Here is a 24,379-nt window from a genome sequence, read left to right as displayed (position 1 = left end):
TCTGAAAAGGGCGCGGGTCGTGCCCGCTCAAACATAGCAGAGCGGCGTAGCGCGCCTCAGCGCGCGCCCAGCGCGTCGATGTCGCGCACCGCCTCGCTGAAGACGATGGGATCGAGTTCGCCGAACGGGTGGCCGAGGTGCAGCACCTCGAGCGTCTGGTCCTCGCCCGCGCCGGCGTTGTAGAGGCCGGGCCCGAAGCGCAGCGCCAGCGTGCGGCCGCCGGGCAGCGCGCGCCACGCGTGGTCGTAGGCACCGCCGCCGCCGCGCCCGCGCAGCCAACCGCGCGATTCCAGCGCCCACAGCGGACCCGGCCGCGCGATGCGGCCCGACCAGCGCGCGAGCGCCGTCAGCGCGCGTTCGTCCTCGCGCGGCGCATGCACGGCGCGGTGCAGCTGCTCGAAGGGCTGGATCAGCTCGTAGTCGGCGAACTGCTGCGCGAAGGCCGCGATCTGCGCGGCGCTCAGCTGCAGCGGATGGGCCACGACGATGCGCGCGGCAGCACTGTCGTCGAGGCTCTGCGGCACCTCGTCGGCATCGACCCATTCACCCTCGGCGCTCACGCGGAAGGCGGCGCGCAGCAGCGTCAGCCCGCGCGCGTCGCGCCCGCCCTCGGTCACGCCCCACACCAGCCGCTCGGCCAGGTGGCGCATCAGCGGATGCCCGGCGATGAAGCGGCGGAAGTCTTCCACCGGCCAGCCGCGGCCCGTGCGCATCGCGCGTTCCAGCCGCAGCGGCTGCTGCGCCGCGACGGTGGCGGCATCCTGCTTGAGCGCCTTGAAGCGTTCCGCGGCCGCGGCCGCGCGTTCGGCATCGTCGCTCGCGCGCGGCCGCGGCGCCGTGGCCAGGCGCGCGCCCGGCCGGCCCTCGACCGATTCGCGCACGAAGGGCACCAGCGCCTCGTCGAAGCCGACATGGAACCGGCGCGGCCCGAAGTCCAGCAGCAGGCTGCCGCGTTCGTCCAGGCCGAGGTCGGGTGCGAGCCGGTCCTCGAGTTCGTCGCCGCTCAGGCCGCGTTCGGCCGCGGCCTGCGCCAGCTTCTCGGCGGCCGAATGGCGCACCGTGGCGATGCGGTTCTTGCGCGCGATCGCGTCGAGCTGCATCAGCGCGACGTCGCTGCCCAGCCGTGCCAGCGCCTCGAGCACCCAGCCGATGCGCGTGGCGGTGCCGCCCGCGCCGGGCGCGCTCCAGCGCCGCACGAGGGCGCCGAGCCGGCGCGCCGTGTCGTCGGTGCCGATGAGGCCGAGCGCGCGCAGCGCCCAGTTGCCCGGCGCGCCGGCGCCCGCGGCCTCCCACGATTCGCAGACGTCCCAGCCGAAGTCGGCCAGGCTCTGGGGCTCGCAGGCGGCGCGCACGGCGTCCAGGCCCGCATAGCCCTGCGGCAGGTCGGCCGCGAAGCTCAGCATCAGGCCCAGCGGCTGCAGCGCCTCGTCGGGCAGCGCGAGGCCGTCGTCGCGCAGCCGCGGCTTGCGCCAGCCGGCCGGTTGCCAGAAGGCCGGCAGCTTGCTGCGCGCGTTGATGCGCGACGGGAAGTCGCGCAGCGGGTCTTCGGCCAGCAGCGCATCGACGGCGGTCGCCACGGCCGGGTCGTCATGGCGGCGCGCAATGGCGCGCAGCGCCTCGGCCCGTTCCAGCGCGGCCATGGCGCGCAGCGCGGCGCGGGCCTGCTGGCGCGCCTCGCCCTCGGGGCCTAGCGCGGCGGGCAGCAGACCGGCGGCGGCATGCGACGCGAAGCGCACCAGCCACTGCCGTGCGTGCGCGCGGCGTGTCGGGCGGCGCGCGAGCGCCTGCGCCATGAAGGGCGCGAGCTGCGTGGCGCCGATGAAGCGTGCGACGAAATGCTCGTCGCCATCGTTGGCCAGCGCCTGCAGCAGGCCCGGCAGCGCGGCGGCGCCGAAGCGCGCCACGAAGCCGCCGGCGCGCGGCGCCTCCTTGCCGCTGCCGACGGCATTCCAGAACGCCAGCCCGGTGGCCGGCGGCAGGAACCAGGCGGCCTGCACCGCAATGAAGTTGCCGTACTGGCGGCGGTCGGGCGCGGCATCGTCGTGCGTGCGTTGCCAGTCGGCGATGAAGCGCTCCAGCTCCTGCGGCGGCTGCGTGTGCAGCGCGGCGACGCGCTCCGGCGTCCATTCGCGCAGCCGCTCGCCGATGGCGCGCTCGGCCTCCATCGGCTGGCGGTAGACATAGGGCGTGTCGCGGTCGATCCAGTCCTGGCGCACCTCGTCGCCCCAGTCCTCCTCGGGCGGCACCTCGAGCACGGGCAGGCCGGTCAGCACCAGCGGCGGCGCCGCGTCGGCGGCGCGCCGCGCCCAGGGCGGGTCGGCGAGCACCGCGGGCCAGCGCGCGCGTTCGGCGAAGGCTTCTGGTGCCGCGCCCGCCTGGTCGGCGACCGCGCCGAGCTGGCGCCGCACGGCAGCCGGCAGCGCCGGCAACAGCGCGGGCAAGCGCTCGCCGAGCGTGCCGGCCAGGGTCTTGAGCTGCGGCACCAGGCGCGCGGCGCCGGCCTTGGGCAGGCCGCCGTCCTCGAGCACCTTCGCGAGCGCGAGGAAGCAGCGCTCGGGCCGTTCGCCCGCGACCCAGCCCAGCGCCTTGGCGCAGGCGGCATCGGCGGCGGTCATGCGCGCCAGCGCCTCGGTGGCCTCGGGCGTGTCGAAGGCGGCCAGCGTCCAGGCCACGGCCACGCTGCGCTGGCGCGCGCCGAGGTCCAGCAGCAGCGGCAGCAGCGCCTCGCCGTGTTCGCGCAGCAGCAGCGCGAGCAGCGCGGGCTGGTCGAGCAGCCGCATGCCGTCGCCCGCCACCTCGGCCAGCGGCAGGCCGGCGGCCCAGCGCAGCCAGGGACCGCAGCGCTCGAGCTGCTCGGGCGTGGCTTGGTCCAACAGCTGCCGCGCGTGCGGGCGCCATTCGGGCAATGCGATCGCGAAGCGGGCGCGCGCGGCCAGCGGCAGCTGCGGGTCGAGCGCGCGCAGCCGCTCGATGCAGGCGGCGCGCGTCGCGGCGTCGGCCTCCATCCAGTGGCCGCGGAACTGCCACAGCGAACTCGCGGGCTGGCCCCAGAAGGAATGGGCGCCGTCGTCGGGCGGCGCATCCTGGCGCAGCGGCTTGTGGCCGATGCGTTCGCGGCGCCAGCGCGCCGCATGCAGCAGCGCGTCGAAGGCGGTGGCCAGGCCGTGCTGCAGCACCAGCCAGTGCACCAGCGCCTCGGCCGGCTCGTCGCGGCCGGTGTAGGCCTGCTCGCGGAAGCGCGCGATCATCAGGCCCAGCAGCCGCGTGTCGGCCCCGTCCATCGCGGCCTCGAGCCAGCCGCGCGTGGCGGGCGAGCGCACTTCGAAGGGCTCGGGCAGCAGCGCATCGACCGCGTAGTCGCCGCACTTGTCGAGCACGCGCTTGCGCAGCGTGAGCAGCGAGGCGGCCTTGGGCGGGGGCTTCGCGCCGGGCTCGCCGGGCGGCAGCGCGTTCTGGAGTTCGGGTGGCAGGGCGAAGCTGGAAACGGTCATCTGGAGGGCTGCTCGAGCAGCTGGTAGCGGCCGGGCGCGCCGGCCTCGATCGCGATGTCGGTGGTCTCGTGGGAATAGCTGTGGGTGCTGCGCAGCCGGATGCGCGGGCCCTCGAAGGTGCGGGCGCGCTCGTCGACGGCGAGCACGTTCATGCCGCCCGACAGCTCCTTGACCAGCACCCGCGCCACCCGGCGCGCCGGCCCGCGCTCGCCGCTCGCCAGCCATTCGAGCCACAGCCGCGAGTGCATGTGCTCGAAGCCCTGGTGGACGATCACGATGCGCAGCACGCCGCCGTCGCGCGCCGTGCGCCATTCGCCGCCGGTGGCCACGGTGTCGACCTGCGGCGGCACCTCGGGCGCCACGTCACGCGCGGCCGCGGGGGCCAGCGCCGCGAGCAGCAGGCCCGCGGCCAGCAGCCAGGACCTCGGCCGCGCGGCGGCCGCGCTCAAGCGCGCAGCCCTTCCATGTCGCGGATCAGCTCGCTGGCCGAGATCGGATCGAGCTGGTCCAGCGTCTCGGCGTTCTGCATGTTGCCCCAGCCCGAGGGCTTGCCGACCTGCACCTCGCCGAGCTTCTGCTCGGGGTACTCGTCGACCATGCCGACGATGATGCCGGGGTCGAGGTAGAGCTCGATCACGCGGCTCGGGCCCAGCGGCTTGGTGAAGTACCAGATGCCGCCGCCGTCCTGCGCCTCGCCGCGGCGCCAGCCCTTGTTGACCAGGCCCAGCACGCGGCCGGTGGGCACGGTGGCGTCCTTCCAGCGCTCGAGCTTCTGGCTCTTCTTCTCGTCCTCGGTCAGCACGTAGGTGTCGCGGCCGATCTGCGCGAAGGGCTGCAGCAGCTCGTAGTCGGCGAACACCTGGCCGAAGGCGCCGGCGTCGGTCGGCGAGAGCTCGAGCGCATGCGGCACGCCGATGCGGATGTCCTCGCCCGCGGGCAGTTCGAAGGGATCGTCCTCGGCGGTGCTGAAGCTGCCATCCTCGGCCACGCGGAAGCACGCCTGCAGTTCGCCGCCGTAGCTGGCCTCGCCCTGCACGCGGTAAACGCCCCAGATCAGCCGCTGCACCAGGTGGCGCACGAGCGGATGCTCGACCAGGAAGGTGCGGAACACCTCGGGCGTCCAGCGCCGGCGCACGCACATCGCGACCTCGAGCCGCAGCAGCTGCTGGCTCGCGATGGTGCGCACGTCCTTCTTGAGCAGCTTGAAGCGTTCGACCGCTTCCTTGCTCTTCTCGGCGTCGTCGGTCTTCTTGGGCTTGGGCAGGTCGGACAGGCGCGCGCCGTCGACGCCGTCGGCGCGCTCGCGCACATAGGGCTTGAGCGCCTCGTCGAAGCCGACCTTGAAGCTGCGCGGGCCGAAGTCCAGCAGCAGGGTGCCCTGCTCGTCGAGGCCGAGGTCGGGCGCGAGCCGGTCCTCGAGTTCCTCGGTCGAGAGGCCGCGTGCCTCGGCGATCGCGTCGATCTTCTCGCGCGCGCGGTCCTGCAGGCCCTTGAACTTCACCTTCTGCGCGATGCCGTTGAGCAGCATCAGCGCCACGTCGGAGCCGATGCCGGCCAGCACGTCGAGGCCGGTGACGGCGCGCGCATGCGCGGCCTCGCCGGGCCAGGCGCGGATGAAGGGCGTGAGCCGGCGCGCCGTGTCGTCGTTGCCGAGGAAGCCGAGCACCGTGAGCGCCCAGCCTTCCTTGCTCGGGCCGCCGGCCTCGAGCCAGGCGCTGAAGGCGTCCCAGGCGAAGTCGGCCAGCGACTCGGGCGCGCAGGCCTCCTTGACCACCGCGATGCCGCCGTAGACCTCCTCGTTGGTCGGGAAGGTGAACATCTGGCCCAGGTGGTCGAGCGCCTCGTCGGGCAGTGCCTTGCCGTTGCGCAGCACCGGCCGGCGCCAGCCGCGCGGCTGCCAGAACTCGGGCAGCTTGGCGCGCTTGGTGGGGAAGCGGTCGAGCGGGCTTTCCTCGAGCACGGCGCGCAGCGCCTGCACCGCCTCGTCCTTGCCGTAGCGGCCTGCCACTTCGAGCAGCAGTTCGGCATGGCCCTCGGCCTGCAGCAGGCGCAGCGCCGAACCCGCCGCGTCGCGCGCCTCGCCGGCCTTGCCGAGCGCGGGCGCGATCAGGCCGCAGGCCGCGTGCTCGGGGTACTTGAGCAGCCAGTCGCGGCCGGCTTGGCGCACGGTCTTGAGCTTGGCGAAGGCGCGCGCGGCCGGTGCCGCGAGTTCCACCGCGCCGTAGTTCAGCGCCAGCTGCAGGTTCTCGCCGGGCTTGGCGCGCACCACCGACAGCAGCCCCGGCAGCGCGGGCAGGCCGAAGTTCGCCATCACGAAGTCGGCGCCCTGGGTCTCGGCCTGGCCCGCCACCGCGTTCCAGAACGGCACGCCGAGCTCGGGCGGCAGCAGCGCCGCATAGCGCGCATCGAACCAGAAGAAGTAGTAGCGCTCCTGCTTGCGCGCGGCCAGCATGCCGCGCCAGGCGGCGATCAGCTTGCTCGCATCGCCGCTGCGGATGCCTTCGCGCGCGGTGTCGAGGATCGGGTCGCGCAGGCTCGCGAGCAGTTCCTTCTCGCGCGCCTCGCCGCGCTGGTGGATGTCCTGCAGCACCGCGGCATCGGGCATGTCCTCGGCCTCGTAGGCGGCCTGCATCAGCTTCACCTGCTCCTCGTGCGCGAGCTTGCTGGCCTTGCTCTCGAAGCCCAGTTCCTTGAGCATCACCTGCACGTCGGTGCGCGCGGTCGCGAAGCGGTTCACCTGCCACGAAGTGCCGGGCCGCTGCGCCTCCTCGCGCGCGCCCGGTGCCCATTGCTCGACGGGCGCCAGCGCGAGCGGCTCGAGCGCCAGCACGGCGGCCGCCTTCTTCTGCACCTTGGCGAGCCAGGGCGGCGCGGCCAGCACGCCCGGCAGCTCGCTCGCCTCGGCGACTTCGCTCGGGCCCGACAGCAGCGCGAGCTGGCGGTCGATCGCGCCCTGCGCGCCGGCATCGAGCCAGGGCCGCAGGCCGTCGACCACGCCGCCATGCGCGCGCAGCAGCCGCGTGAGGCTGGGCGTGAGCAGGCCCGCGTCCTTGCCGCCGGCGGCCACGAGCCGCGACAGCGCGACGATGGCGGCCTGCGGCCAGCGGTCCACCGCGAGCGACAGCCGCGCCAATGCCGCCTTCGAACCGCTCGCGACCTTGGCGAGCGCCGCCACCGCCTCGGGCGTGCCGATGGCCGCGAGCGTCTCGCCCGCGTGCTCCTCGGCCGCGCCGCGCTCGAGCAGCGCCACGGCCTCGGTGCCGCGTTCGAGCAGCGCGGTGGCCGTCATCTTGTAGTGGCCCCAGAAGCCGCTCGAATAGCTGAGCCGCACCTTCGCGGCCTGCGCGGCGGCGGCGGCATCGGTGATGGTCAGAAGCAGCCAGTGCAGCGTCTCGCCGCTGTCCTTCTCGCCGGCCAGCCGCAGCGCGAGCGCGTTCGAGAGTTCGGGGCGTTCGGGCAGCAGCAGCGCCGCCAGCGGCTGGCGGCTCGGATGCAGCGAGGGCAGCGCGGCCTCGATCAGGTCGGCGCACTGCTGCCACTCGGCCTCGGGTGCGGTCGAGAGCTGCTCGCGCAGCACTTCCTCGGCATCGCCCACGGCGCCATACCAGCCGTGGTTGACGGCCTGGCCGGGGTTGCCCGAGAAACGGCTGCGCCACTTCTTGGCCTGCTGGTCGTAGCTGCCTTCCACCTGCAGGCGCAGTGCCGACAGGTAGACCTCGATCGCGCCGGCCAGCCCGTACTGCGCGACCAGGTACTGGATCAGGAACACCACCGAGCCGGCCTTGTCGCGGCGCGTGTTGTGGTCCATGAAGGCCAGCAGCAGCGCATCGGCCTCGGCATCCGGGGCGGGCGTGGTGGGCTTGTCGCGCGCGAGCATGCGCTCGGCCGCGGGCCGCAGCGCGGCATCGGTCGCGGCCAGGTCCAGCGGCAGCTCGAGGTCGTTGCAGGCCCGGATCCAGGCCTGCGCCAGGTCGAGCACCGGACGGGTCGACGGAAAGCGCCGCGAGGCATAGGCGAACTCGCGCGTCTGCGCCGTGATGCGCAGCGGCGCGCCCTGCGCAAGCCAGGGCGGCGCGCCTTCGGTCACGGGCTGGGCGGGCGTCTCGCCGTGCGCGGCCACCGTGCGTTGCGCGAGCTCGCGCGCCGCATCCTGCGCCTTCTCGCGCACCTCGGCGGTGGTGCCCCAGCCCGACAGCAGGCCATGGGACTTGAGCTCCTCGAAGGCCATCGTGGCGCCTTGCTCGCTCACGCCGTACTGGCGCTTGAGCGCGGCGGCCGAGAACTTGTCGCCGGTCTTGACGCTGCCGTCCTCGATCGCGATGCGCACGGCCTCGACGACGCGCTCGCACTGGCTGTCGAGGCTTTCGCTCGCGACGGGCGGTGGTGCCGGCGTGGCGGGTGCGGGCGCGGATGCGGTGACCTTCGCCGCTGCCTCCACGGGTGAGGTCGCAGGTGCGGCGGCGGGTGCGGCAGCAGGCGTTTCCGCCTTGGGCTTGGCCTCGGTCTTGCCGATGCTCGCATCGGCGCTCACGCCGACTTCCTTGTAGCCCTTGCCAGTCTTCTCGCTCACCAGCTTGGTCAGCGCGGTGGCGGTCTTCGCGGCATCGGCGAAGGACTTGGTCTGGCTCTGGCCCGCGGTGCCGATGCGGCCCCAGCGGATGTTGAGATCGTTCTCCGCCTGTTCCACTTCCCAGAACTTGCTGGCGGTTCCCTCGATCAGTTCAAAACGGCGCATGGAAAGAAAATCCTCCTGGGGTTCGTCGATGAGCGGACATCAAGAAGCGTTGCCGTACGCAAGCCTGGAGGCAGGATAGGCGCGCCATGTGAACGCCGCGTGCAAGCGGCGCATCGAAGGGCGCGGGGGTTCAAGACGCAGGCGCCCGATGGGCACCCGGCAATCGCATGCTGTGCGCCGGAGCGATCGGGAAAGGACAACGCATGGGCGCGATCATGCCCGCGAGGCACGCTCGCGTGCACCTCCAAAAGTCGCAAGGCTACGTAGGGCGTCGGGAATGTACGAAGAAGGTTCTGACGTTCGCGCGTCGACGGTCCGGGACGGCTCAAGAAGGCGCGTGCGCGCTGCCCGGTTCCGCGATCCTGCGATGCTGCTCGGCCAGCGCGGGCGAGGGCATCACGCGCGACAGCGCCACCTGCATCTTGTTGCGCCAGCCCGCAATCACGCCGCTCTCGCCCTTCATCAGCGCCTCGAAACCTTCCCTCGCCACCTCGGCCGGATCGGCCTTGTCGGACTGCTGGCCCACGCGCGTGTCGAGCATGTCGGCGCGTGCGAAGAAGTGGGTGTCGGTCACGCCGGGCATCAGGCAGGTCACGGTCACGCCCGTGTCCTTGAGCTCGTTGCGCAACGCCATCGCGAAGGAATCGATGAAGGCCTTGGTGCCGTTGTAGACCGCCTGGAAGGCGCCGGGCTGGAAGCCCGCGATCGAGCCCGTGATGAGGATGCGGCCCTGGCCCCGATCGCGCATCGCGCGGCCCACGCGCTGCACGAGGTAGAGCGTGCCGGTCACGTTGGTGTTGATCACGTGCTGCACGTCGTGGAATTCCTGGTCGAGGAAACCATGGCCCAGGCCGTGGCCCGCGTTGGCGAACAGCACGTCGATCGGCCGGTCCTCGCAGGCCGCGAGCAGCGCGTCGACGCCGTCGCGCGTGGCGAAGTCCTCGCGCACCGCGAACACGCGCGCGCCCAGCGCGCGCAGGTCGGCCTCGGCCTGGGCCAGCGATTCGTCGGCGCCGATCAGCAGGTCGTAGCCATGTTCGGCCGCGCGCCGCGCGAGCTGGTAGCCGATGCCCGAGGAGGCGCCGGTCACCAGCGCGAGCGGGCGGCGTTCGGCGCCGGGGAACACGTCGGGGGAGGGTGTCTGCATGCCGGTCTCCTGCGTTGCACCGCGTGGACGCTGCCGGAAATCGGCCGTGGCGCGCCGTGCATGGAAGCCAGCGTAGAAGGCTCGCGCGCCTTCCTTGTAGGAATGTGTACCGACCGCGCGCCCGCCGTGGCGGGACAGCGCACGCAATTGCTTGCAGCGGAAACCCCGGCGTAACCTGTGGCCGGGGCTCGAACGCTTCAGATCTCCGCGCCCTCGACCAGGAAGCGCACGCGCCGCACGCCCTGCCATTCGTCGGCGTCGAGCCGGAATGCCAGCTTCACGCGCGGCGGCAGCGGGTCGGTGTGGCCGAACCAGATGCCGTCGATGGGCTGGCCCTGGTGGCGCAGCTTGAGCGCGAGATGCCGCTCGCCGACCAGCCGCTGCGACACCACCTCGACCTCCTCGCTGAAGGTGGGCGGCGCGAAGCCCTGGCCCCAGACCTCGCGGTGCAGGGTGTCGATCAGGTCCACGCGCAAATACTCGCGCGAGATCGGGCCGTCGGTGTCGATGCGGCGCGTGAGCGTGGCGGCATCGAGCCATTCGTCGGCCACCTGCGCGAGCGCCCGCTCGAAGGTCTGGAACTGCTCGCGCGCGACCGTGCAGCCGGCCGCCATCGCATGGCCGCCGAAGCGCAGCAGCACGCCCGGATGCCGCTTGGCGACGAGGTCCAGCGCATCGCGCAGGTGGAAGCCCGGGATCGAGCGGCCCGAGCCCTTGAGCTCGTGCTCCTTGCCGGGCGCGCCGCTGGCCGCGAACACGAAGGTGGGCCGGTGGAAGCGTTCCTTGATGCGCGAGGCCACGATGCCGACCACGCCCTCGTGGAAGTCGGCATCGAACACGCTGATGGCAGCGGGCACGGTCTCGGTGCCTTCGCCGTCGACGGTGAACAGCGACTCGGCCAAGAGCAGCGCCTGGTCGCGCATGCCGCCCTCGATGTCGCGCCGCTCGCGGTTGATGCCGTCGAGCAGGCGCGCGAGTTCGTCGGCGCGCGCGGCGTCCTCGGTCAGCAGGCATTCGATGCCCAGCGTCATGTCGGCCAGCCGGCCGGCCGCATTGATGCGCGGGCCGAGCGCGAAGCCGAAGTCGAAGGTGGTGGCCGCGGCGGCCACGCGGCCCGCGGCCTTGAACAGCGCCGACACGCCCGCGGGCATGGCACCGGCGCGGATGCGGCGCAGGCCCTGCGCCACCAGCCGGCGGTTGTTGGCGTCGAGCTTCACCACGTCGGCCACGGTGCCCAGCGCCACCAGCGGCAGCAGCGCGTCGAGCTTGGGCTGCGTCGCCACGTCGAACACGCCGCGCCGGCGCAGCTCGGAGCGCAGCGCGAGCAGCACGTAGAACATCACGCCGACGCCGGCGATGCACTTGCTCTCGAAGCCGCAGTCGGGATGGTTGGGATTCACCAGCACGTCGGCGATCGGCAGCTCGGGGCCGGGCAGGTGGTGGTCGGTCACCAGCACCTGCAGGCCGCGCGCCTTGGCCGCGGCCACGCCGTCGACGCTGGCGATGCCGTTGTCGACCGTGATCAGCATGTCGGCGCCGCTCGCGGCCACGCGCTCGGCGATCGGCGGCGTGAGGCCGTAGCCGTCGACCACGCGGTCGGGCACGAGGTAGCTCACGTTCTTCGCGCCCAGCAGGCGCAGGCCGCGCACGCCGACCGCGCAGGCGGTGGCACCGTCGCAGTCGTAGTCGGCCACGATGCACAGGCGCTTGTCGGCGGCCATCGCGTCGGCCAGCAGCACCGCGGCCTCCTGCGTGCCGCGCAGGGTGTCGGGCGGCAGCAGGCGCGCCAGGCCGTCGTCGAGCTCGTCCTTGGCGCTGACGCCGCGCGCGGCGAACAGCCGGGCCAGCAGCGGATGCACGCCGGCCTGTTCGAGGGCCCAGGCGCTGCGCGGGGGAATGTCGCGGGGGTGGATCTTCATCAGAGCGTCTCCAGCACGGCGGCGGCGCGCGGCCGCTCGAACAGGCTGCGCGCCCAGCCCACGAAGCCGCGCGGCTGGATCTCGTGGCGCTGCGCCGTGCGGTCGCCGCACAGCGTGATCGCGACCGGGGCGCCCGCGTTGTAGTGGTCGAGCAGCGCGGCGATCGGACCCGCGTCGAGCGCCTGCCAGGCCTCGGCCCAGCCGATGCCGTCGTCGTGCAGCGCGGCGGTGCGCAGCGAATCGTCGACCTGCGGTACGGGGCCTTCGGGGCTGATGGCACCGGCCGCGAGCGCGCCGGTGCCGCTGAGCCAGAAGGAATTGATCGGCGGCGCGCCGCGCGCGGCGCGGTCGTCGTTCACGCGCTGGGTGTAGAGCAGCATCTGCATCTCGTTCTGGAGCCGGCGCAGCGGTCGCGCGGCATCGGCCAGCGGCGACCACTGCGAGATCGGGTGGCCCACGGCGCGGTCGATGGCGGCGGTGGCGAGGTCCTGGAAGATCGGCGCGTGCGCGAGCCAGCGGCCGGGGCGCGCGGACGGATGCAGCGCGATGCCGTCCTCCTCGAAGAAGGGGCGCGCCGCGGCCAGCAGCGCGGCCGACTCCTCGGCGTCGATCTCGATCGCGGAGGGATCGCCGAGCACCACGTCGTCGATGCCGACCTGCCAGTGGCACAAAGTGACCAGGCCCCAGGCGCCGGTGTCGCTCGCTTCGGCGGCGCCGTTCTGACGTGCCTCGAGCGCGGCCCAGGGGATGCAGCCGTCGGCCGCGGCGATGCCGAGCGCGCGCGCCAGGGCGCGTTCGTGCGGCGGGGAGCGGGTGCTTTCGTCCTGCGTGTCGGTGGCCGTGACGGCGAGCCGGCCGAGCAGGGCCTCGAGCTTCGGCAACCTTAAGGTTGGGAGGGCTGCGCGGCAGGACGGGGAACCGCGGCCGGCAAAGGGAATCAGGAGATGACGGGCGGGAGCGGGTTCGGCCATGGGCCTATTGTCCGGGATGCCACAATTCCGCCCGCCTTCCTCTTCGCCTTCACCCTTTTTCCCATGAACCGACCCATGCCGTCGCCCCGAGCGCCGCAGGAGACCTGATGCGACTCCCCTACGAACTGCAGCTCGGCTGGCGCTACACGCGCGCGGGCCGGGCGACCCGGCGCAACGGCTTCATCTCGTTCATCTCGGGCGTCTCGATGCTCGGCATCGCGCTCGGCGTGGCCGCGCTGATCATCGTGCTGAGCGTGATGAACGGCTTCCAGAAGGAAGTGCGCGACCGCATGCTGGGCGTGGTCTCGCACATCGAGATCATCTCGCGCGACGGCCAGGCCCTGCCCGAGCTCGACACCATCATGGCGGCCGCGCGCAAGTACCCCGAGGTGGTCGGCGCGGCGCCCTTCATCGCGACCCAGGCGCTGATCGCGCGCGGCGAGGACATGAAGGGCACGCTGGTGCGCGGCATCGAGCCCAAGCTCGAGCCCGAGGTCACCGACATCGCGGCCGCCGCGCCCAAGGGCACGCTCGACAAGCTGGTGCCCGGCGAGTTCGGCATCGTGCTGGGCGGCGAGCTGGCGCGCTCGCTGTTCGTGCAGCCCGGCGACCAGGTCACGCTGGTGGCGCCGGGCGGCCAGGTCACGCCGGCCGGCGTGGTGCCGCGCCTCAAGCAGTTCACCGTGGTCGGCACCTTCGACTCGGGCCACTACGAATACGACTCGGCGCTGGCCCTGATCAACGAGCAGGACGCGGCGCGCGTGTTCCGGCTCGAGGGCCCGACCGGCATCCGCATCCGCCTGAAGGACCTCAACCAGGCGCGCGACGTGGCCGACGAGATGGCCGTCTCGCTGCCGGGCCAGTTCCTGATCCGCGACTGGACGCGCCAGAACAAGACCTGGTTCGCGGCCGTGCAGGTCGAGAAACGCATGATGTTCATCATCCTCACGCTGATCGTGGCGGTGGCCGCGTTCAACCTGGTGTCGACGCTGGTGATGACGGTGACCGACAAGCGCGCCGACATCGCGATCCTGCGCACCCTGGGCAGCTCGCCGCGCAGCATCATGGGCATCTTCGTGGTGCAGGGCGCGATGGTGGGCGTGATCGGCACCGTGGCCGGGCTGCTGCTGGGCCTGGGCATCGCCTACAACATCGACGTGATCGTGCCCTTCCTCGAGCAGCTGTTCCACGCGAGCTTCCTGCCCAAGGACATCTACCTGATCAGCAAGATGCCCAGCGACCCGCAGCGCAGCGACATCATGCCGATCGCGATCATCTCCCTGGTGCTGGCCTTCCTGGCCACGCTGTATCCGAGCTGGCGCGCCAGCCGCGTCAACCCCGCCGAGGCGCTGCGCTATGAGTGAAGTCGTATTGAAGGCGCGCGGTCTGACCAAGCGCTTCCACGAAGGGCGCCTCGACCTGACCGTGCTGCACGGCATCGACCTCGACGTGCATGCCGGCGAGACGCTGGCCATCGTCGGCGCCTCGGGCTCGGGCAAGAGCACGCTGCTGCACCTGATGGGCGGGCTCGATTCGCCGACCTCGGGCAATGTCGAGCTGCTCGGCAAGGACATCGCGCATGCCGACCCCGCCGAGCAGGGCCGGTTGCGCAACCTGCACCTGGGCTTCGTCTACCAGTTCCACCACCTGCTGCCCGAGTTCAGCGCGCTCGACAACGTGGCGATGCCGCTGAAGATCCGCCGCGTCGACCCGGCCACGGCCGCGCAGTCGGCGACGAAGATCCTCCAGAGCGTGGGCCTGGGCGAGCGGCTGCACCACCGGCCGGCCGAGCTGTCGGGCGGCGAGCGCCAGCGCGTGGCGATCGCGCGTGCGCTGGTCACGCAGCCGGCCTGCGTGCTGGCCGACGAGCCCACCGGCAACCTCGACCGCAGCACCGCCGACACCGTGTTCGAGCTGATGCTCGACCTCGCGCGCCGCCATGGCACGGCCTTCGTGATGGTCACGCACGACCAGGACCTGGCGCGGCGCTGCGACCGGGTGCTGCAGCTGGTGGCGGGGCGGCTGGCGGGCTGAGCCCGTCCTAGAGCGGCAGCGCTTCCGCTTCTTCCTGCGCTGCCTGCCGCGCCTCCAGCGGCAGCACGCACAACAGCTTCCCGCCCAGCGTCAGCACCAACCCGAGCCGACCGCCGATCTGCACCACCTGGCAGGCCGCGCGCGGCGAGCCCGAGGCCGGCGGTGGCGCGGCATGGGCCGACAGCCCGATCGCCCGTGCCGGCGGCTGGCGCAGCATCGCGAACAGCAGCCGCGCATCGGCATCTCGCAGCGCCTGCTGGTAGAGCGGGAAGACGGCGTCGCGTCCGGTGCTGTCGGGTGCCTTCTCGCGGGGCTCGCGCAGTCGCAGCAGCGCGCGGTGCATCTGCTGGCGCCAGGCGGCCTCGGTCCGGCCCGTGGCCTCGGCCAGTTCCTTGAAGCTGACCTCGAACACCTCGCGCAGCAGCACCGCGGCGCCATCGGCAGGGCTCAGCCGCTCGGCCAGCAGGCGCAGCGCCTGGCCTGTTTCTTCGGCGCGCACGGCCTCGGTTTCGGCCGATTCCGCCGTCTCCGGCGTGGAGCCGGCCTCGTCGAGCCAGCGCCGCATCCAGCCTTCGCGCCGCAGCCGGTCGATCGCGAGGTGCTGCATCACGGTCGTGAGCCAGGCCTGCGCGGTGCCGATGCCGGCGTGCTCGCCGGCCTCGAGCGCGCGCAGGTAGCTGTCCTGCACCAGGTCCTCGGCCTGCGCCGTGCCGCCGAGCAGCCGTGCTGCCGCGCGCACCAGTCGGCCGCGCAGGGCCGGGAATTGCGAGAGATAGCGTTCGTCGAGCATCGGCGCAGCTTGCCACGACCGGCGATGTCACGAAAGCGTGGGCTTGTTCGTCAAGACAGTTCGAACCGTCCAACCCGCAGGAGCTTTCCCATGACCGCCATGTTCGCTATGGAATCCGAAGACGACACCCGCCCGGCCGCCACCGCCGAGCCGCGCAATTCCTACCTCGAGGAGAAGGCCTTCCGTTCGCGCACCTTGCTGATCTTCGGCAGCATCACCGACGCCGTGGCCGCCGACGTCACGCGCCGGCTGATCGCGCTCGACGCCGACAGCGCCGACAAGCCCATCGACATCCTCGTGAGCTCGCCCGGCGGGCACCTCGAATCGGGCGATGCGATCCACGACGTGGTGCGCTTCATCGCCGCGCCGGTGCACATGATCGGCACCGGCTGGGTCGGCAGCGCCGCCACCCACCTGTTCCTGGCCGCGCCGCGCGAGCGCCGCGTGTGCCTGCCCAACACCCGTTTCCTGATCCACCAACCCTCGGGCGGGGCCGGCGGCCAGGCCACCGACATCGCGATCCAGGCCCAGGAGATCGTCAAGGCCCGCCAGCGCATCGCGCACGAGATCGCGCGCGAGACCGGCAAGCCCATCGAGGTGGTGCTGGCCGACATCGAGCGCGATCGCTGGCTGTCGGCCGAGGAGGCGGTCGACTACGGGCTGGTCTCGCGCATCGTGCAGCGCAAGAGCGAGCTGCGCGGCTGAGCGCCTCGATCCTGGTCCTGGTCCTGGCCGCTCAAGCCTTCGGCTTGTACGCCACCACGTCGATCTCGACCTTCGCATCGACCATCAGCCGCGCCTCGGTGGTCGAGCGCGCGGGCTTGTTCTCGCCGAAGTAGCTCATGTAGATGCGGTTGAAGGCGCCGAAGTCGCGCGCGTCGTCGAGCCAGCAGGTGGTCTTGCAGACGTCGTCGAGCGTGGCGCCGGCCAGCGCGAGCACGGTCTTCAGGTTCTCCATCACCTGGCGCGTCTGCGCCTCGATGCCGCCGGCCACGATCTCGCCCTGCGCATTGGCCGGCACCTGGCCCGACACGTAGATGAAGTCGCCCGCGCGCACGGCCGGCGAGAAGGGACGCACCTGGCGGTCGGAAGCGGTGGGCGGGGCGCCGAGGTATTCGAGAGGCATGGACGAGCTCCTGTCTGAAGAAGGGAAATGAAAGGGGAGGGGGTGAAAACGGCCGCCAGTATCGGCCGAAACTGAAAATCTATTTCAGTGATAACGCTGAATCAAGGGTTTTCACGGATGATTTGGCATAGATACTGCTTCAAAGTGCGGCCCGCAAAGAAAGTTTTTTTCACAAACGCGTCTCGCCCCATGAAGGAGAACTCCATGCCCCACGCCGGCTCTTTCCCGCGCCTGCCCATGCTGTCGAAGCGCACCCTTCTGGGTGCCACCCTGCTCGCGGCGCTGTATGCCGTGGCGCCGCTGAACGCCCAGGCGCAGGGTCCGCGCAACTTCGCCACGCTGGCGATGGTGGCCGAGCCGCAGACGCTCGATCCGATGGCCTCGACCGCCGACCTGGTCGGAACCATCATGCAGCACGTCTACGAGACGCTCTACACCTTCGACGCCAAGTGGAACGTGGTGCCGATGCTGGCCGAGGGCATGCCGAAGATCTCGGCCGACGGCAAGACCTACGCGATCGCGCTGCGCAAGGGCGTGATGCTGCACAGCGGCCGCGAGCTCACGGCCGACGACGTGGTCGCGAGCCTGCAGCGCTGGATGGACCAGTCGCCGCGCGGCAAGGCCGTGGGCAAGGAGATCGACAGCCTCAAGGCCAAGGGCCCGCTGGCGGTCGAGATCGTGCTCAAGGAGCCCTATGCGCCGCTGCTGTCGCAGCTCGCGCTGCCCAGCGGCATGGCCGCGATCATGGCCAAGGAATCGATCGCCTCGCCGCTCAAGGACTTCGTCGGCACCGGCCCCTACAAGTTCAAGGAACGCCGGCCCGACCAGTTCGTGCTGCTCACGCGCTTCGACAAGTACGCGGCGCGCAAGGAGCCCGCGAGCGGCTACGGCGGCAAGCGCGAGGCGGCGATCGAGGAACTGCGCTTCGTGCCGGTGCCCAATGCCAGCACGCGCGTCGAGGGCGCGCTGGCCGGCCAGTACGATTTCGCCGACCTGCTGCCGGTGGAGGCGCTGCCGCGCCTCGAGAAGTCGGGCGGCAAGACGGTGCCGATCATGACGCCCTCGTTCGGCTTCCCCTACCTGGTGCTCAACACCAAGGAAGGCGTGGCCGCGAGCCAGCCGGTGCGCCAGGCGATCCAGACCGCGCTCGGCGAGGGCGAGATGCTCGCGGCCGGCTTCGGCGACACGCGCTTCTTCGTGGCCGAGGCCAACCACTTCCCGAAGGGCTCGCCCTTCTATTCGACGGCCGGCGCCGACCAGTACAACCAGCGCAACGCCGCCAAGGCCAAGGAGGCCGCGGCCAAGGCCGGCTACAAGGGCGAGCCGATCCGCGTGCTCACGAGCCGCCAGTACGACTTCCACTACAACATGTCGCTCCTGATGGCCGAGCAGCTCAAGCGCGCCGGCTTCAAGGTCGACCTCAACGTGGTCGACTGGGCCACGCTGGTGCAGCGCCGCAACGACGCCAAGCTGTGGGACATCTACGTCACCCACTCGGGCCAGTTCCCCGAGCCCATGCTCTCGCCGCCGCAACTCGGCGACGGCGCGCCCGGCTGGTGGGACACGCCCGCCAAGAAGGCGGCGCTGCAGGCCTTCAACGTCGAGAGCGATCCGGCCAGGCGCGGCGCGCTGTGGGGCAAGGTGCAGCAGGTGGTCTACGAGGAGGTGCCGTACATCAACGTCGGCAAGTTCAACGGCCTGTCGGCCAGGAGCCCGGCGCTCGACAACTACCAGCCCGCGACCTGGCCGTTCTTCTGGAACGCGAAGATCAAGTAAGGCCACGAGGACTCCCGTCATGCCATCGCGTCGCCAGCTTCTGCAAGCCACCGCATGGGCCTCCGGTCTCGGAGCCCTGGGCCTCACGGCCTCTACCGTCCAGGCCGCCACGCCGGGGCCCGTGTACGCCTACGTCGGCACCTACAGCGACGGCGGCAAGCCGTGGCGCGGCGGGCGCGGCCTGGGCGTGCACCAGTTCGTGCTCGACGGCGCGACCGGCGCGCTCACGCCCATTCCCGGCGCGCCGCCCGCGGTGGCGAGCCAGGGCGAGGGCGCGAAGCTGCGCAACCCCGCCTCGCTCGCGCGCCATCCGAGCCTGCCGCTGCTCTATGCGGCCAACGAGTTCGAGGCCGGCTCGGTCTCGGCCTTCCGCATCGGCGCGAACGGCGCGCTGTCCTTCGTGGCCGAGATGCCCTGCGGCGGCAAGGACCCGGCGCACCTCAGCGTGCATCCCGAGGGCCGTTTCCTGTTCACCGCGAACTACGCGAGCGGCGACGTCAGCGTGATCGCGCTGCGCGCCGACGGCGGCTTCGAGGCCGACCGTGCCGCCGTCGTCTACCCGGACGCGGCCGCCTGCGGCGCCACGCCCTGCAAGCCCGGCGCCGACGTGGTGCCGGCGGCCGCGCGCGCGCACGAGGGCTTCGCCACCTCCGACCACGACGGCCCGCATGCGCACATGGTGCAGGCCGATCCCAAGGGCAACTTCGTGCTCGTGGCCGACCTGGGGCTCGACCGCGTCATCTCCTACCGCTTCGACCGCGCGACCGGCGTGCTCAGCCAGCCCGGCACGGTGGCCGTGTCGGAGAGCTCGGGCGCGCGCCACTTCGTGTTCCATCCGAACGGCCGCTGGTTCTACCTCGTGAACGAGGAGGCGTCGACCATCGCCTTCATGCGCTACGACGACACCACCGGCGTGCTCGCGCCCGTGAGCGAGACCTCGGCGCTGCCGAAGGGCTTCAAGGGCACCAGCTATGCCTCGGGCATCCGCATGCTGCCCGGCGGCCGGCACTTCGTGTCGCTCAACCGGCTGCACGATTCGATCTCGCTGTTCGCGATCGATGCCCGCACCGGTGCGCCCACGCTGGTGCGCGAGGAATGGACGCGCGGCAACTACCCGCGCAGCTGCACGCTCGACCCGAGCGGGCGCTTCCTCTACGTCTGCCACAACAAGCAGGGCGACAACGTCACGGTCTTCCGCGTGAAGAACGGCGACATCGCGTTCACCGGCCAGTACGTGGCGGTGGGCAGCGCGGCAGCGATCGAGTTCTCGGCATGAAGAAGAACGCCTCGCTTCGCTACATCGCCTCGCGCGCGGGCGGCATGCTCATCGTGCTCGCCATCGTGGCGGTGCTGGTGTTCGTGCTCACGCGCGCCGCCTCGGGCGACCCGGTCTCGGTGCTGCTGGGCGACCAGGCCACCGCGGCCGACATCGCGCGCGTGCAGAAGGAGTACGGCCTCGACAAGCCGCTGCCCGTGCAGTTCGGCTACTGGCTGCGCGAGGTGCTGCAAGGCAACCTCGGCACCTCGATCTTCCTGCAGCGCCCGGTCACGCAGGCGCTGTGGGAGCGCGCCGAGCCCACCGCGCTGCTCGCGCTGATGGCGGTGGCCATCGCCGCGCTGATCGGCGTGCCCTGCGGCATCGTCTCGGCCGTGTTCCGCGGCCGCGCGGTCGACCAGCTGTTCACCGGCATCGCGATGCTGGGCGCGAGCATCCCGAGCTTCTGGCTCGGCATCGTGCTGATCCAGATCTTCGCGGTCTCGTTCGGCTGGTTCCCGGTCTCGGGCTACGGCGCGCCCGACGCGGCGCTGGCCGAGCGGCTGCATTCGCTGGTGCTGCCGGCCGCGGTGCTGGGCCTCTTGAACTCCGCGCTCATCATCCGCTTCACGCGCGCCTCGATGCTCGACGTGCTCGGCGAGGACTACGTGCGCACCGCACGCTCCAAGGGCCTGAGCGAGACGGTGGTGGTGCTCAAGCATGCGCTGCGCAACGCGCTGGTGCCGATCGTCACGGTGATCGGCCTGACGGTGGCGCTGATGATCGGCGGCGCCGTCATCACCGAGACCGTGTTCGGCCTGCCGGGCGTGGGCAACCTCGTGGTCAGCGCGGTGCTGCGGCGCGACTACCCGGTGATCCAGGGCGCGCTGCTGGTGATCGCCGCGATCTACGTGCTCATCAATTTCGCTATCGACCTGCTGTATGCGGTGGTCGATCCGCGCGTGAAGGTCTGAGCCATGCAGATGCCAAGAATGCTGCGCCAACTGATGCACCGCCGCATCGTGATGCTGTCCGCGCTGGTGCTGCTGGCGATCGGCATCCTCGCCATCGGCGCGCCGCTGTTCGCCTCCATCGATCCCAACGACACGGCCGTGCTGCAGCGCCTGAAGGCGCCGAGCGCCGAGCACCTGCTGGGCACCGACGAGCTGGGCCGCGACCTCTACTCGCGCATCGTGCACGGCGCGCGCTACTCGCTGGCGATCGCGGCGCTAACCGCGCTGGGTGCGGTCGTCGCGGGCACCGTGCTGGGCCTGATGGCCGGCTTCTTCCGCCGGCTCGACGCGCCGCTGATGCGCGTGGTCGACGCGATGATGTCCTTCCCCGACATCCTGCTGGCGATCGCGCTGGTGGCGATCCTCGGGCCTTCGCTGATGAACACGGTGCTGGCGCTGGTGCTGGTCTACACGCCGCGCGTGGCGCGCGTGGTGCGGGCCTCCACGCTGGTGGTGCGCGAGCTGCTGTTCGTCGAGGCCGTGCGCGCGCTCGGCGTGCGCACCTCGCGCATCCTGTGGCGCCACATCCTGCCGAACCTGATGTCGCCGATCCTGGTGCAGGTCTCGTTCATCTTCGCCTATGCGATCCTGGCCGAGGCGGGGCTGTCCTTCCTCGGCGTCGGCGTGCCGCCCGAGATCCCGACCTGGGGCACCATGGTCGCGGGCAGCCAGCAGTACGCGCACCAGGCCTTCTGGGTGGTGCTGTTCCCGGGGCTCGCGATCATCTTCACGGCGCTGTCGCTGCAGCTGCTCGGCGATGGCGTGCGCGACCTGCTCGACCCCAAGCTCAAGAAGACCGCGTGATGACGACCGCCACATCCTCCCCACGCCTCGTGGTCGACAGCCTGAGCACCAGCTTCCCCACCGAGGACGGCCTGATCCGCTCGGTGGCCGACGTGAGTTTCGCGATCCAGCCCGGCAAGACCACCGCGCTGGTCGGCGAATCGGGCTCGGGCAAGTCGGTCACCAGCCTCACGCTGATGCGCCTCTTGCCCAGGACCGCCAACGCCCAGGTCAGCGGCAGCGCGCGCTTCGTGACGCGCGAAGGCAAGACCGTCGACCTGCTGACCCTGCCCGAGCGCGAGATGCGCGCGCTGCGCGGCAACCAGCTCTCGATGATCTTCCAGGAGCCGATGACCAGCCTGAACCCGGTGTTCACCATCGGCGAGCAGATCGCCGAGAGCGTGCGGCTGCACAAGGGGCTCGATCGCCAGGCCGCGCTGGCCCATGCGAAGCGCATGCTCGACCTGGTCGAGATCCCGGCCGCGGCGCAGCGCCTCCACGAGTACCCGCACCAGCTCTCGGGCGGCATGCGTCAGCGCGTGATGATCGCGCTGGCCATGGCCTGCGACCCGACGCTGCTGATCGCCGACGAACCCACCACCGCGCTCGACGTGACCATCCAGGCGCAGATCCTGGTGCTGATGCGCCGGCTGCAGGCCGAGACCGGCATGAGCATCCTGTTCATCACGCACAACCTCGGCGTGGTCGCGCACCATGCCGACGACGTGGTCGTGATGTACGCGGGCCGCGTGGTCGAGAGCGCGCCGGTGCGCCCGCTGTTCGCACAGCCCGAGCATCCCTACACCCAGGGCCTGCTGGCCTGCCTGCCGGGCAAGGCGCGCCAGCCGGGGCAGCCCAAGCCCAAGCGCCTGTTCGCGATCCGCGGCCAGGTGTCGAGCCCGCTGGCGCCGCCGCCGGGCTGCGCCTTCGAGCCGCGCTGCGACCAGGCGCAGGCCGGTTGCGCCACGGCGATGCCGCCGCTGATCGACATCCGCCTGGACCGCCAGGCCCGCTGCACCCGCGTGCAGCCCGACGCCCACTTCGCGAGGCTCGCATGAACGCCGTCGTTTCCCCCCTCATCGAAGTCCGCGGACTCAAGAAGTATTTCGGCAGCGGCGAACGCCCCGTGCGCGCGGTCGACGACGTGTCGTTCGCGATCCAGCCCGGCGAGACGCTGGGCCTGGTCGGCGAATCGGGCTCGGGCAAGAGCACCATCGGCCGCACCGTGCTGCGCCTGCTCGAGCGCACCGAGGGCCAGGTGCTCTACCGCGGCGACGACATCGGCGCGCTGTCGGGCGAGCGCATGCGCAAGCTGCGCAGCAAGCTGCAGATCATCTTCCAGGACCCGTACGCGAGCCTGAACCCGAAGATGCGCATCGGCGCGATCCTCGGCGAGGCGCTGGCCACGCACGGCCTGCACAAGGGCGCGGCCGCGCGCGACAGGCGCATCGCCGAGCTGCTCGAGACCGTGGGCCTGCGCGCCGAGCATGCGAGCCGCTTCCCGCACGAGTTCTCGGGCGGCCAGCGCCAGCGCATCGGCGTGGCGCGCGCGCTCGCGGTGGAGCCCGAGTTCATCGTGGCCGACGAGCCGCTGTCGGCGCTCGACGTGTCGATCCAGTCGCAGGTCATCAACCTGCTGGCCGACCTGCGCGAGCGCCTGGGCCTGACCATGCTGTTCATCTCGCACGACCTCGACGTGGTCGAGTACCTGTGCGACCGCGTGGTGGTGCTGTACCTGGGCAAGGTGATGGAGGTCGCGGAAACCGACGAACTCTTCGCGCGCCCCTCGCACCCCTACACCCAGGCGCTGCTGGCCGCGAGCCCGAAGCCCGATCCCGAGCTCGCCACCGAGCGCATCGCGCTCAAGGGCGACATCCCCAGTCCGATCTCGCCGCCCTCGGGCTGCGTGTTCCGCACGCGCTGCCCGCATGCCATCGAGGCCTGTGCGCAGACCGTGCCGCCGCTCGAGCAGGTTTCGAGCGGACACTACAGCGCCTGCATCCGCAAGGACCTGCTTTCCCCCATCGCCGCATGACCATGACCGACACCGCCGCTCCTTCCTTCGACGACCCGCTGCTGGGCAGCAGCTTCAAGGGCTATCCGCGCACTCAGGCGCCGCGCCGGCGCAGCGAGATCGGCGCCGCGGGCTGGAACGTGCTCGCGGGCGACCTGCCGCTGCCGCTGGCCGTGCTCAAGCGCGAGGCGCTCGAGCACAACCTGGCCTGGATGCAGGCGCGCGTGCGCGAATGGGGCATCGACCTCGCGCCGCACGGCAAGACCACCATGTCGCCGCAGCTGTTCCAGCGCCAGCTCGATGCCGGCGCCTGGGGCCTGACCTTCGCCACCGTGACTCAGCTCGCGGTGGGCGTGGCCGCCGGCGCGCGCCGCACGCTGATCGCCAACCAGGTGGTGAGCGACGAGGACCTGGCCGGCATCCAGCTGCTGTTGCGCGACCATGCGGGCCTGCGCATCGTGTTCCTGGTCGATTCGCTGGCGCAGCTCGCGCTGATCGAGGACTGGGCGCGCCGCCACCCGAACAGCGTGCCCTTCGAGGTCATGCTCGAGATCGGCGTGCAGGGCGCGCGCACCGGCTGCCGCACGCACGAGGAAGCGGTGGCGCTCGCCACGCGGCTGCGCGCGAGCGACGCGGTGCGGCTGGTGGGCATCGAGACCTACGAAGGGCAGGGCGCCACCGGCGCCAGCGAGCCCGACGCGGCCTATGCCGCGACCCTGATGGACCGTGTGGAAGCGGTGGCGCGCCATTGCGACACGCAGCAGTTGTTCGAGACCGACGAGGTGCTGGTCTCGGCCGGCGGCTCGGCGATCTTCGACCTCGTGGCCGGGCGGCTGAAGCCCGCGCTGGCGTCGCCGGTGCGCGGCCTGCTGCGCTCGGGCTGCTACGTCACGCACGACCATGGCTTCTACAAGCGCATGGTCAGCGCGGTCGACGAGCGCCTGGGCTGCGATTGCGGCGAGAGCCTGGTGCCCGCGATGGAGGTCTGGGCCACGGTGCAGTCGCGGCCCGAGCCCGGCCTCGCGATCCTGGCCGTGGGCAAGCGCGACATCTCCTTCGACCTCTCGCTGCCGGTGCCGATCGCGCGCGCGGCACGCGGCGTGCTGGCGCCCGAGGCCGTGCCCGCGGGCTGGAAGATCACCGCGCTCAACGACCAGCATGCCTACCTGCGCTGGGAGGCCGACGAGGAGGCGCGCGCGCCGGCCGTCGGCGACCGCGTGGGCCTGGGCATCTCGCATCCCTGCACCACCTTCGACAAGTGGCACTGGATGCCCGTGGTCGAGAACGACTACCGCGTGAGCGACGCGGTGGCGATGCACTTCTGA

General features: G+C 71.8%; 18 protein-coding genes. 10 read left to right on the top strand and 8 right to left on the bottom strand.

Translation table 11 applies throughout. The features are described 5' to 3' along the window. Positions 1-56 precede the first annotated feature (56 nt). From AC07RM_RS24755 to AC07RM_RS24730, 6 genes are all read right to left on the bottom strand, one after another. Positions 57-3,491: a DUF4132 domain-containing protein gene (locus AC07RM_RS24755; RefSeq protein WP_495336251.1), complete on the bottom strand. Its 3,435-nt coding sequence runs from the start codon at positions 3,489-3,491 to the stop codon at positions 57-59. Continuing rightward, entirely contained in the window at positions 3,488-3,940 is a 453-nt protein-coding gene (locus AC07RM_RS24750) for a hypothetical protein (protein ID WP_495336250.1), read from the bottom strand. Before AC07RM_RS24750 ends, AC07RM_RS24755 begins: the two co-directional genes overlap by 4 nt. Continuing rightward, entirely contained in the window at positions 3,937-8,226 is a 4,290-nt protein-coding gene (locus AC07RM_RS24745) for a DUF4132 domain-containing protein (RefSeq protein ID WP_495336249.1), read from the bottom strand. Before AC07RM_RS24745 ends, AC07RM_RS24750 begins: the two co-directional genes overlap by 4 nt. A gap of 325 nt (positions 8,227-8,551) precedes the next feature. Continuing rightward, complete coding sequence (locus AC07RM_RS24740; protein WP_495336248.1) at positions 8,552-9,373, bottom strand: SDR family NAD(P)-dependent oxidoreductase; 822 nt, start codon at positions 9,371-9,373, stop codon at positions 8,552-8,554. 197 nt (positions 9,374-9,570) lie between these two features. Beyond that, complete coding sequence (gene recJ / locus AC07RM_RS24735) at positions 9,571-11,292, bottom strand: single-stranded-DNA-specific exonuclease RecJ (RefSeq protein WP_495336247.1); 1,722 nt, start codon at positions 11,290-11,292, stop codon at positions 9,571-9,573. After that, positions 11,292-12,173 (bottom strand): hypothetical protein, encoded by an 882-nt coding sequence (locus tag AC07RM_RS24730; protein WP_495336246.1) that lies wholly within the window; start codon positions 12,171-12,173, stop codon positions 11,292-11,294. The genes recJ and AC07RM_RS24730 overlap by 1 nt, the downstream gene beginning before the upstream one ends. Positions 12,174-12,370: 197 nt before the next feature. On the opposite strand from AC07RM_RS24730, the gene AC07RM_RS24725 reads away from it, so the two are divergent. Together AC07RM_RS24725 and lolD are read left to right on the top strand one after the other, a co-directional pair. Next, positions 12,371-13,627 carry a lipoprotein-releasing ABC transporter permease subunit gene (locus tag AC07RM_RS24725; protein ID WP_093351829.1) on the top strand — a complete coding sequence of 419 codons (1,257 nt, stop codon included), beginning with the start codon at positions 12,371-12,373 and terminating at the stop codon, positions 13,625-13,627. Continuing rightward, complete coding sequence (gene lolD / locus AC07RM_RS24720) at positions 13,620-14,297, top strand: lipoprotein-releasing ABC transporter ATP-binding protein LolD (RefSeq protein WP_296738152.1); 678 nt, start codon at positions 13,620-13,622, stop codon at positions 14,295-14,297. The genes AC07RM_RS24725 and lolD overlap by 8 nt, the downstream gene beginning before the upstream one ends. 7 nt (positions 14,298-14,304) lie before the next feature. Here lolD and AC07RM_RS24715 read toward each other — a convergent pair whose 3' ends face one another. Further along, on the bottom strand, positions 14,305-15,087 hold the full coding sequence (locus tag AC07RM_RS24715; protein WP_495336245.1) for a sigma-70 family RNA polymerase sigma factor: 783 nt from the start codon (positions 15,085-15,087) through the stop codon (positions 14,305-14,307). 90 nt (positions 15,088-15,177) lie between these two features. On the opposite strand from AC07RM_RS24715, the gene AC07RM_RS24710 reads away from it, so the two are divergent. Then, a complete protein-coding gene (locus AC07RM_RS24710; protein ID WP_371268941.1) occupies positions 15,178-15,792 on the top strand; it encodes an ATP-dependent Clp protease proteolytic subunit in 615 nt (204 codons plus the stop codon). Positions 15,793-15,823: 31 nt separating this feature from the next. Here the strand turns inward: AC07RM_RS24710 and AC07RM_RS24705 are convergent, their stop codons facing one another. Further along, positions 15,824-16,213, bottom strand: a complete 390-nt coding sequence (locus AC07RM_RS24705; RefSeq protein WP_057597741.1) for a RidA family protein — start codon at positions 16,211-16,213, stop codon at positions 15,824-15,826. A gap of 204 nt (positions 16,214-16,417) precedes the next feature. Between AC07RM_RS24705 and AC07RM_RS24700 the strand changes: the two genes are divergently transcribed. Genes AC07RM_RS24700 through AC07RM_RS24670 form a run of 7 tightly spaced genes read left to right on the top strand, consistent with a single transcriptional unit; the run spans position 16,418 to position 24,379 of the window. Further along, positions 16,418-17,989, top strand: coding sequence for an ABC transporter substrate-binding protein (locus AC07RM_RS24700; RefSeq protein WP_296791779.1), 1,572 nt, complete (start codon positions 16,418-16,420; stop codon positions 17,987-17,989). A 19-nt stretch (positions 17,990-18,008) separates the two neighbouring features. Further along, complete coding sequence (locus AC07RM_RS24695) at positions 18,009-19,265, top strand: lactonase family protein (protein WP_495336244.1); 1,257 nt, start codon at positions 18,009-18,011, stop codon at positions 19,263-19,265. After that, the gene (locus tag AC07RM_RS24690; RefSeq protein ID WP_395348616.1) at positions 19,262-20,218 is read left to right on the top strand and encodes an ABC transporter permease; all 957 of its coding nucleotides are present in this window, start codon (positions 19,262-19,264) and stop codon (positions 20,216-20,218) included. Before AC07RM_RS24695 ends, AC07RM_RS24690 begins: the two co-directional genes overlap by 4 nt. A gap of 3 nt (positions 20,219-20,221) precedes the next feature. Beyond that, complete coding sequence (locus AC07RM_RS24685) at positions 20,222-21,061, top strand: ABC transporter permease (RefSeq protein ID WP_495336243.1); 840 nt, start codon at positions 20,222-20,224, stop codon at positions 21,059-21,061. Further along, positions 21,061-22,098 carry an ABC transporter ATP-binding protein gene (locus tag AC07RM_RS24680; protein WP_495336242.1) on the top strand — a complete coding sequence of 346 codons (1,038 nt, stop codon included), beginning with the start codon at positions 21,061-21,063 and terminating at the stop codon, positions 22,096-22,098. The genes AC07RM_RS24685 and AC07RM_RS24680 overlap by 1 nt, the downstream gene beginning before the upstream one ends. Then, on the top strand, positions 22,095-23,075 hold the full coding sequence (locus AC07RM_RS24675) for an ABC transporter ATP-binding protein (protein ID WP_495336241.1): 981 nt from the start codon (positions 22,095-22,097) through the stop codon (positions 23,073-23,075). The genes AC07RM_RS24680 and AC07RM_RS24675 overlap by 4 nt, the downstream gene beginning before the upstream one ends. Positions 23,076-23,077: 2 nt before the next feature. Continuing rightward, positions 23,078-24,379, top strand: a complete 1,302-nt coding sequence (locus AC07RM_RS24670) for an amino acid deaminase (RefSeq protein ID WP_495336395.1) — start codon at positions 23,078-23,080, stop codon at positions 24,377-24,379.

It is taken from the genome of Variovorax sp. GW821-FHT09B05 (assembly GCF_059418265.1).
This window is presented reverse-complemented; position numbering and strand designations above follow the sequence as displayed.

Bases quoted from the DNA above. Each gene is read 5' to 3' on its own strand.
- AC07RM_RS24755 (WP_495336251.1), bottom strand. From the start codon at position 3,491: ATGACCGTTTCCAGCTTCGCCCTGCCACCCGAACTCCAGAACGCGCTG.
- AC07RM_RS24745 (WP_495336249.1), bottom strand. From the start codon at position 8,226: ATGCGCCGTTTTGAACTGATCGAGGGAACCGCCAGCAAGTTCTGGGAA.
- AC07RM_RS24740 (WP_495336248.1), bottom strand. From the start codon at position 9,373: ATGCAGACACCCTCCCCCGACGTGTTCCCCGGCGCCGAACGCCGCCCG.
- recJ (WP_495336247.1), bottom strand. From the start codon at position 11,292: ATGAAGATCCACCCCCGCGACATTCCCCCGCGCAGCGCCTGGGCCCTC.
- AC07RM_RS24725 (WP_093351829.1), top strand. From the start codon at position 12,371: ATGCGACTCCCCTACGAACTGCAGCTCGGCTGGCGCTACACGCGCGCG.
- lolD (WP_296738152.1), top strand. From the start codon at position 13,620: ATGAGTGAAGTCGTATTGAAGGCGCGCGGTCTGACCAAGCGCTTCCAC.
- AC07RM_RS24715 (WP_495336245.1), bottom strand. From the start codon at position 15,087: ATGCTCGACGAACGCTATCTCTCGCAATTCCCGGCCCTGCGCGGCCGA.
- AC07RM_RS24710 (WP_371268941.1), top strand. From the start codon at position 15,178: ATGACCGCCATGTTCGCTATGGAATCCGAAGACGACACCCGCCCGGCC.
- AC07RM_RS24705 (WP_057597741.1), bottom strand. From the start codon at position 16,213: ATGCCTCTCGAATACCTCGGCGCCCCGCCCACCGCTTCCGACCGCCAG.
- AC07RM_RS24700 (WP_296791779.1), top strand. From the start codon at position 16,418: ATGCCCCACGCCGGCTCTTTCCCGCGCCTGCCCATGCTGTCGAAGCGC.
- AC07RM_RS24695 (WP_495336244.1), top strand. From the start codon at position 18,009: ATGCCATCGCGTCGCCAGCTTCTGCAAGCCACCGCATGGGCCTCCGGT.
- AC07RM_RS24690 (WP_395348616.1), top strand. From the start codon at position 19,262: ATGAAGAAGAACGCCTCGCTTCGCTACATCGCCTCGCGCGCGGGCGGC.
- AC07RM_RS24685 (WP_495336243.1), top strand. From the start codon at position 20,222: ATGCAGATGCCAAGAATGCTGCGCCAACTGATGCACCGCCGCATCGTG.
- AC07RM_RS24680 (WP_495336242.1), top strand. From the start codon at position 21,061: ATGACGACCGCCACATCCTCCCCACGCCTCGTGGTCGACAGCCTGAGC.
- AC07RM_RS24675 (WP_495336241.1), top strand. From the start codon at position 22,095: ATGAACGCCGTCGTTTCCCCCCTCATCGAAGTCCGCGGACTCAAGAAG.
- AC07RM_RS24670 (WP_495336395.1), top strand. From the start codon at position 23,078: ATGACCGACACCGCCGCTCCTTCCTTCGACGACCCGCTGCTGGGCAGC.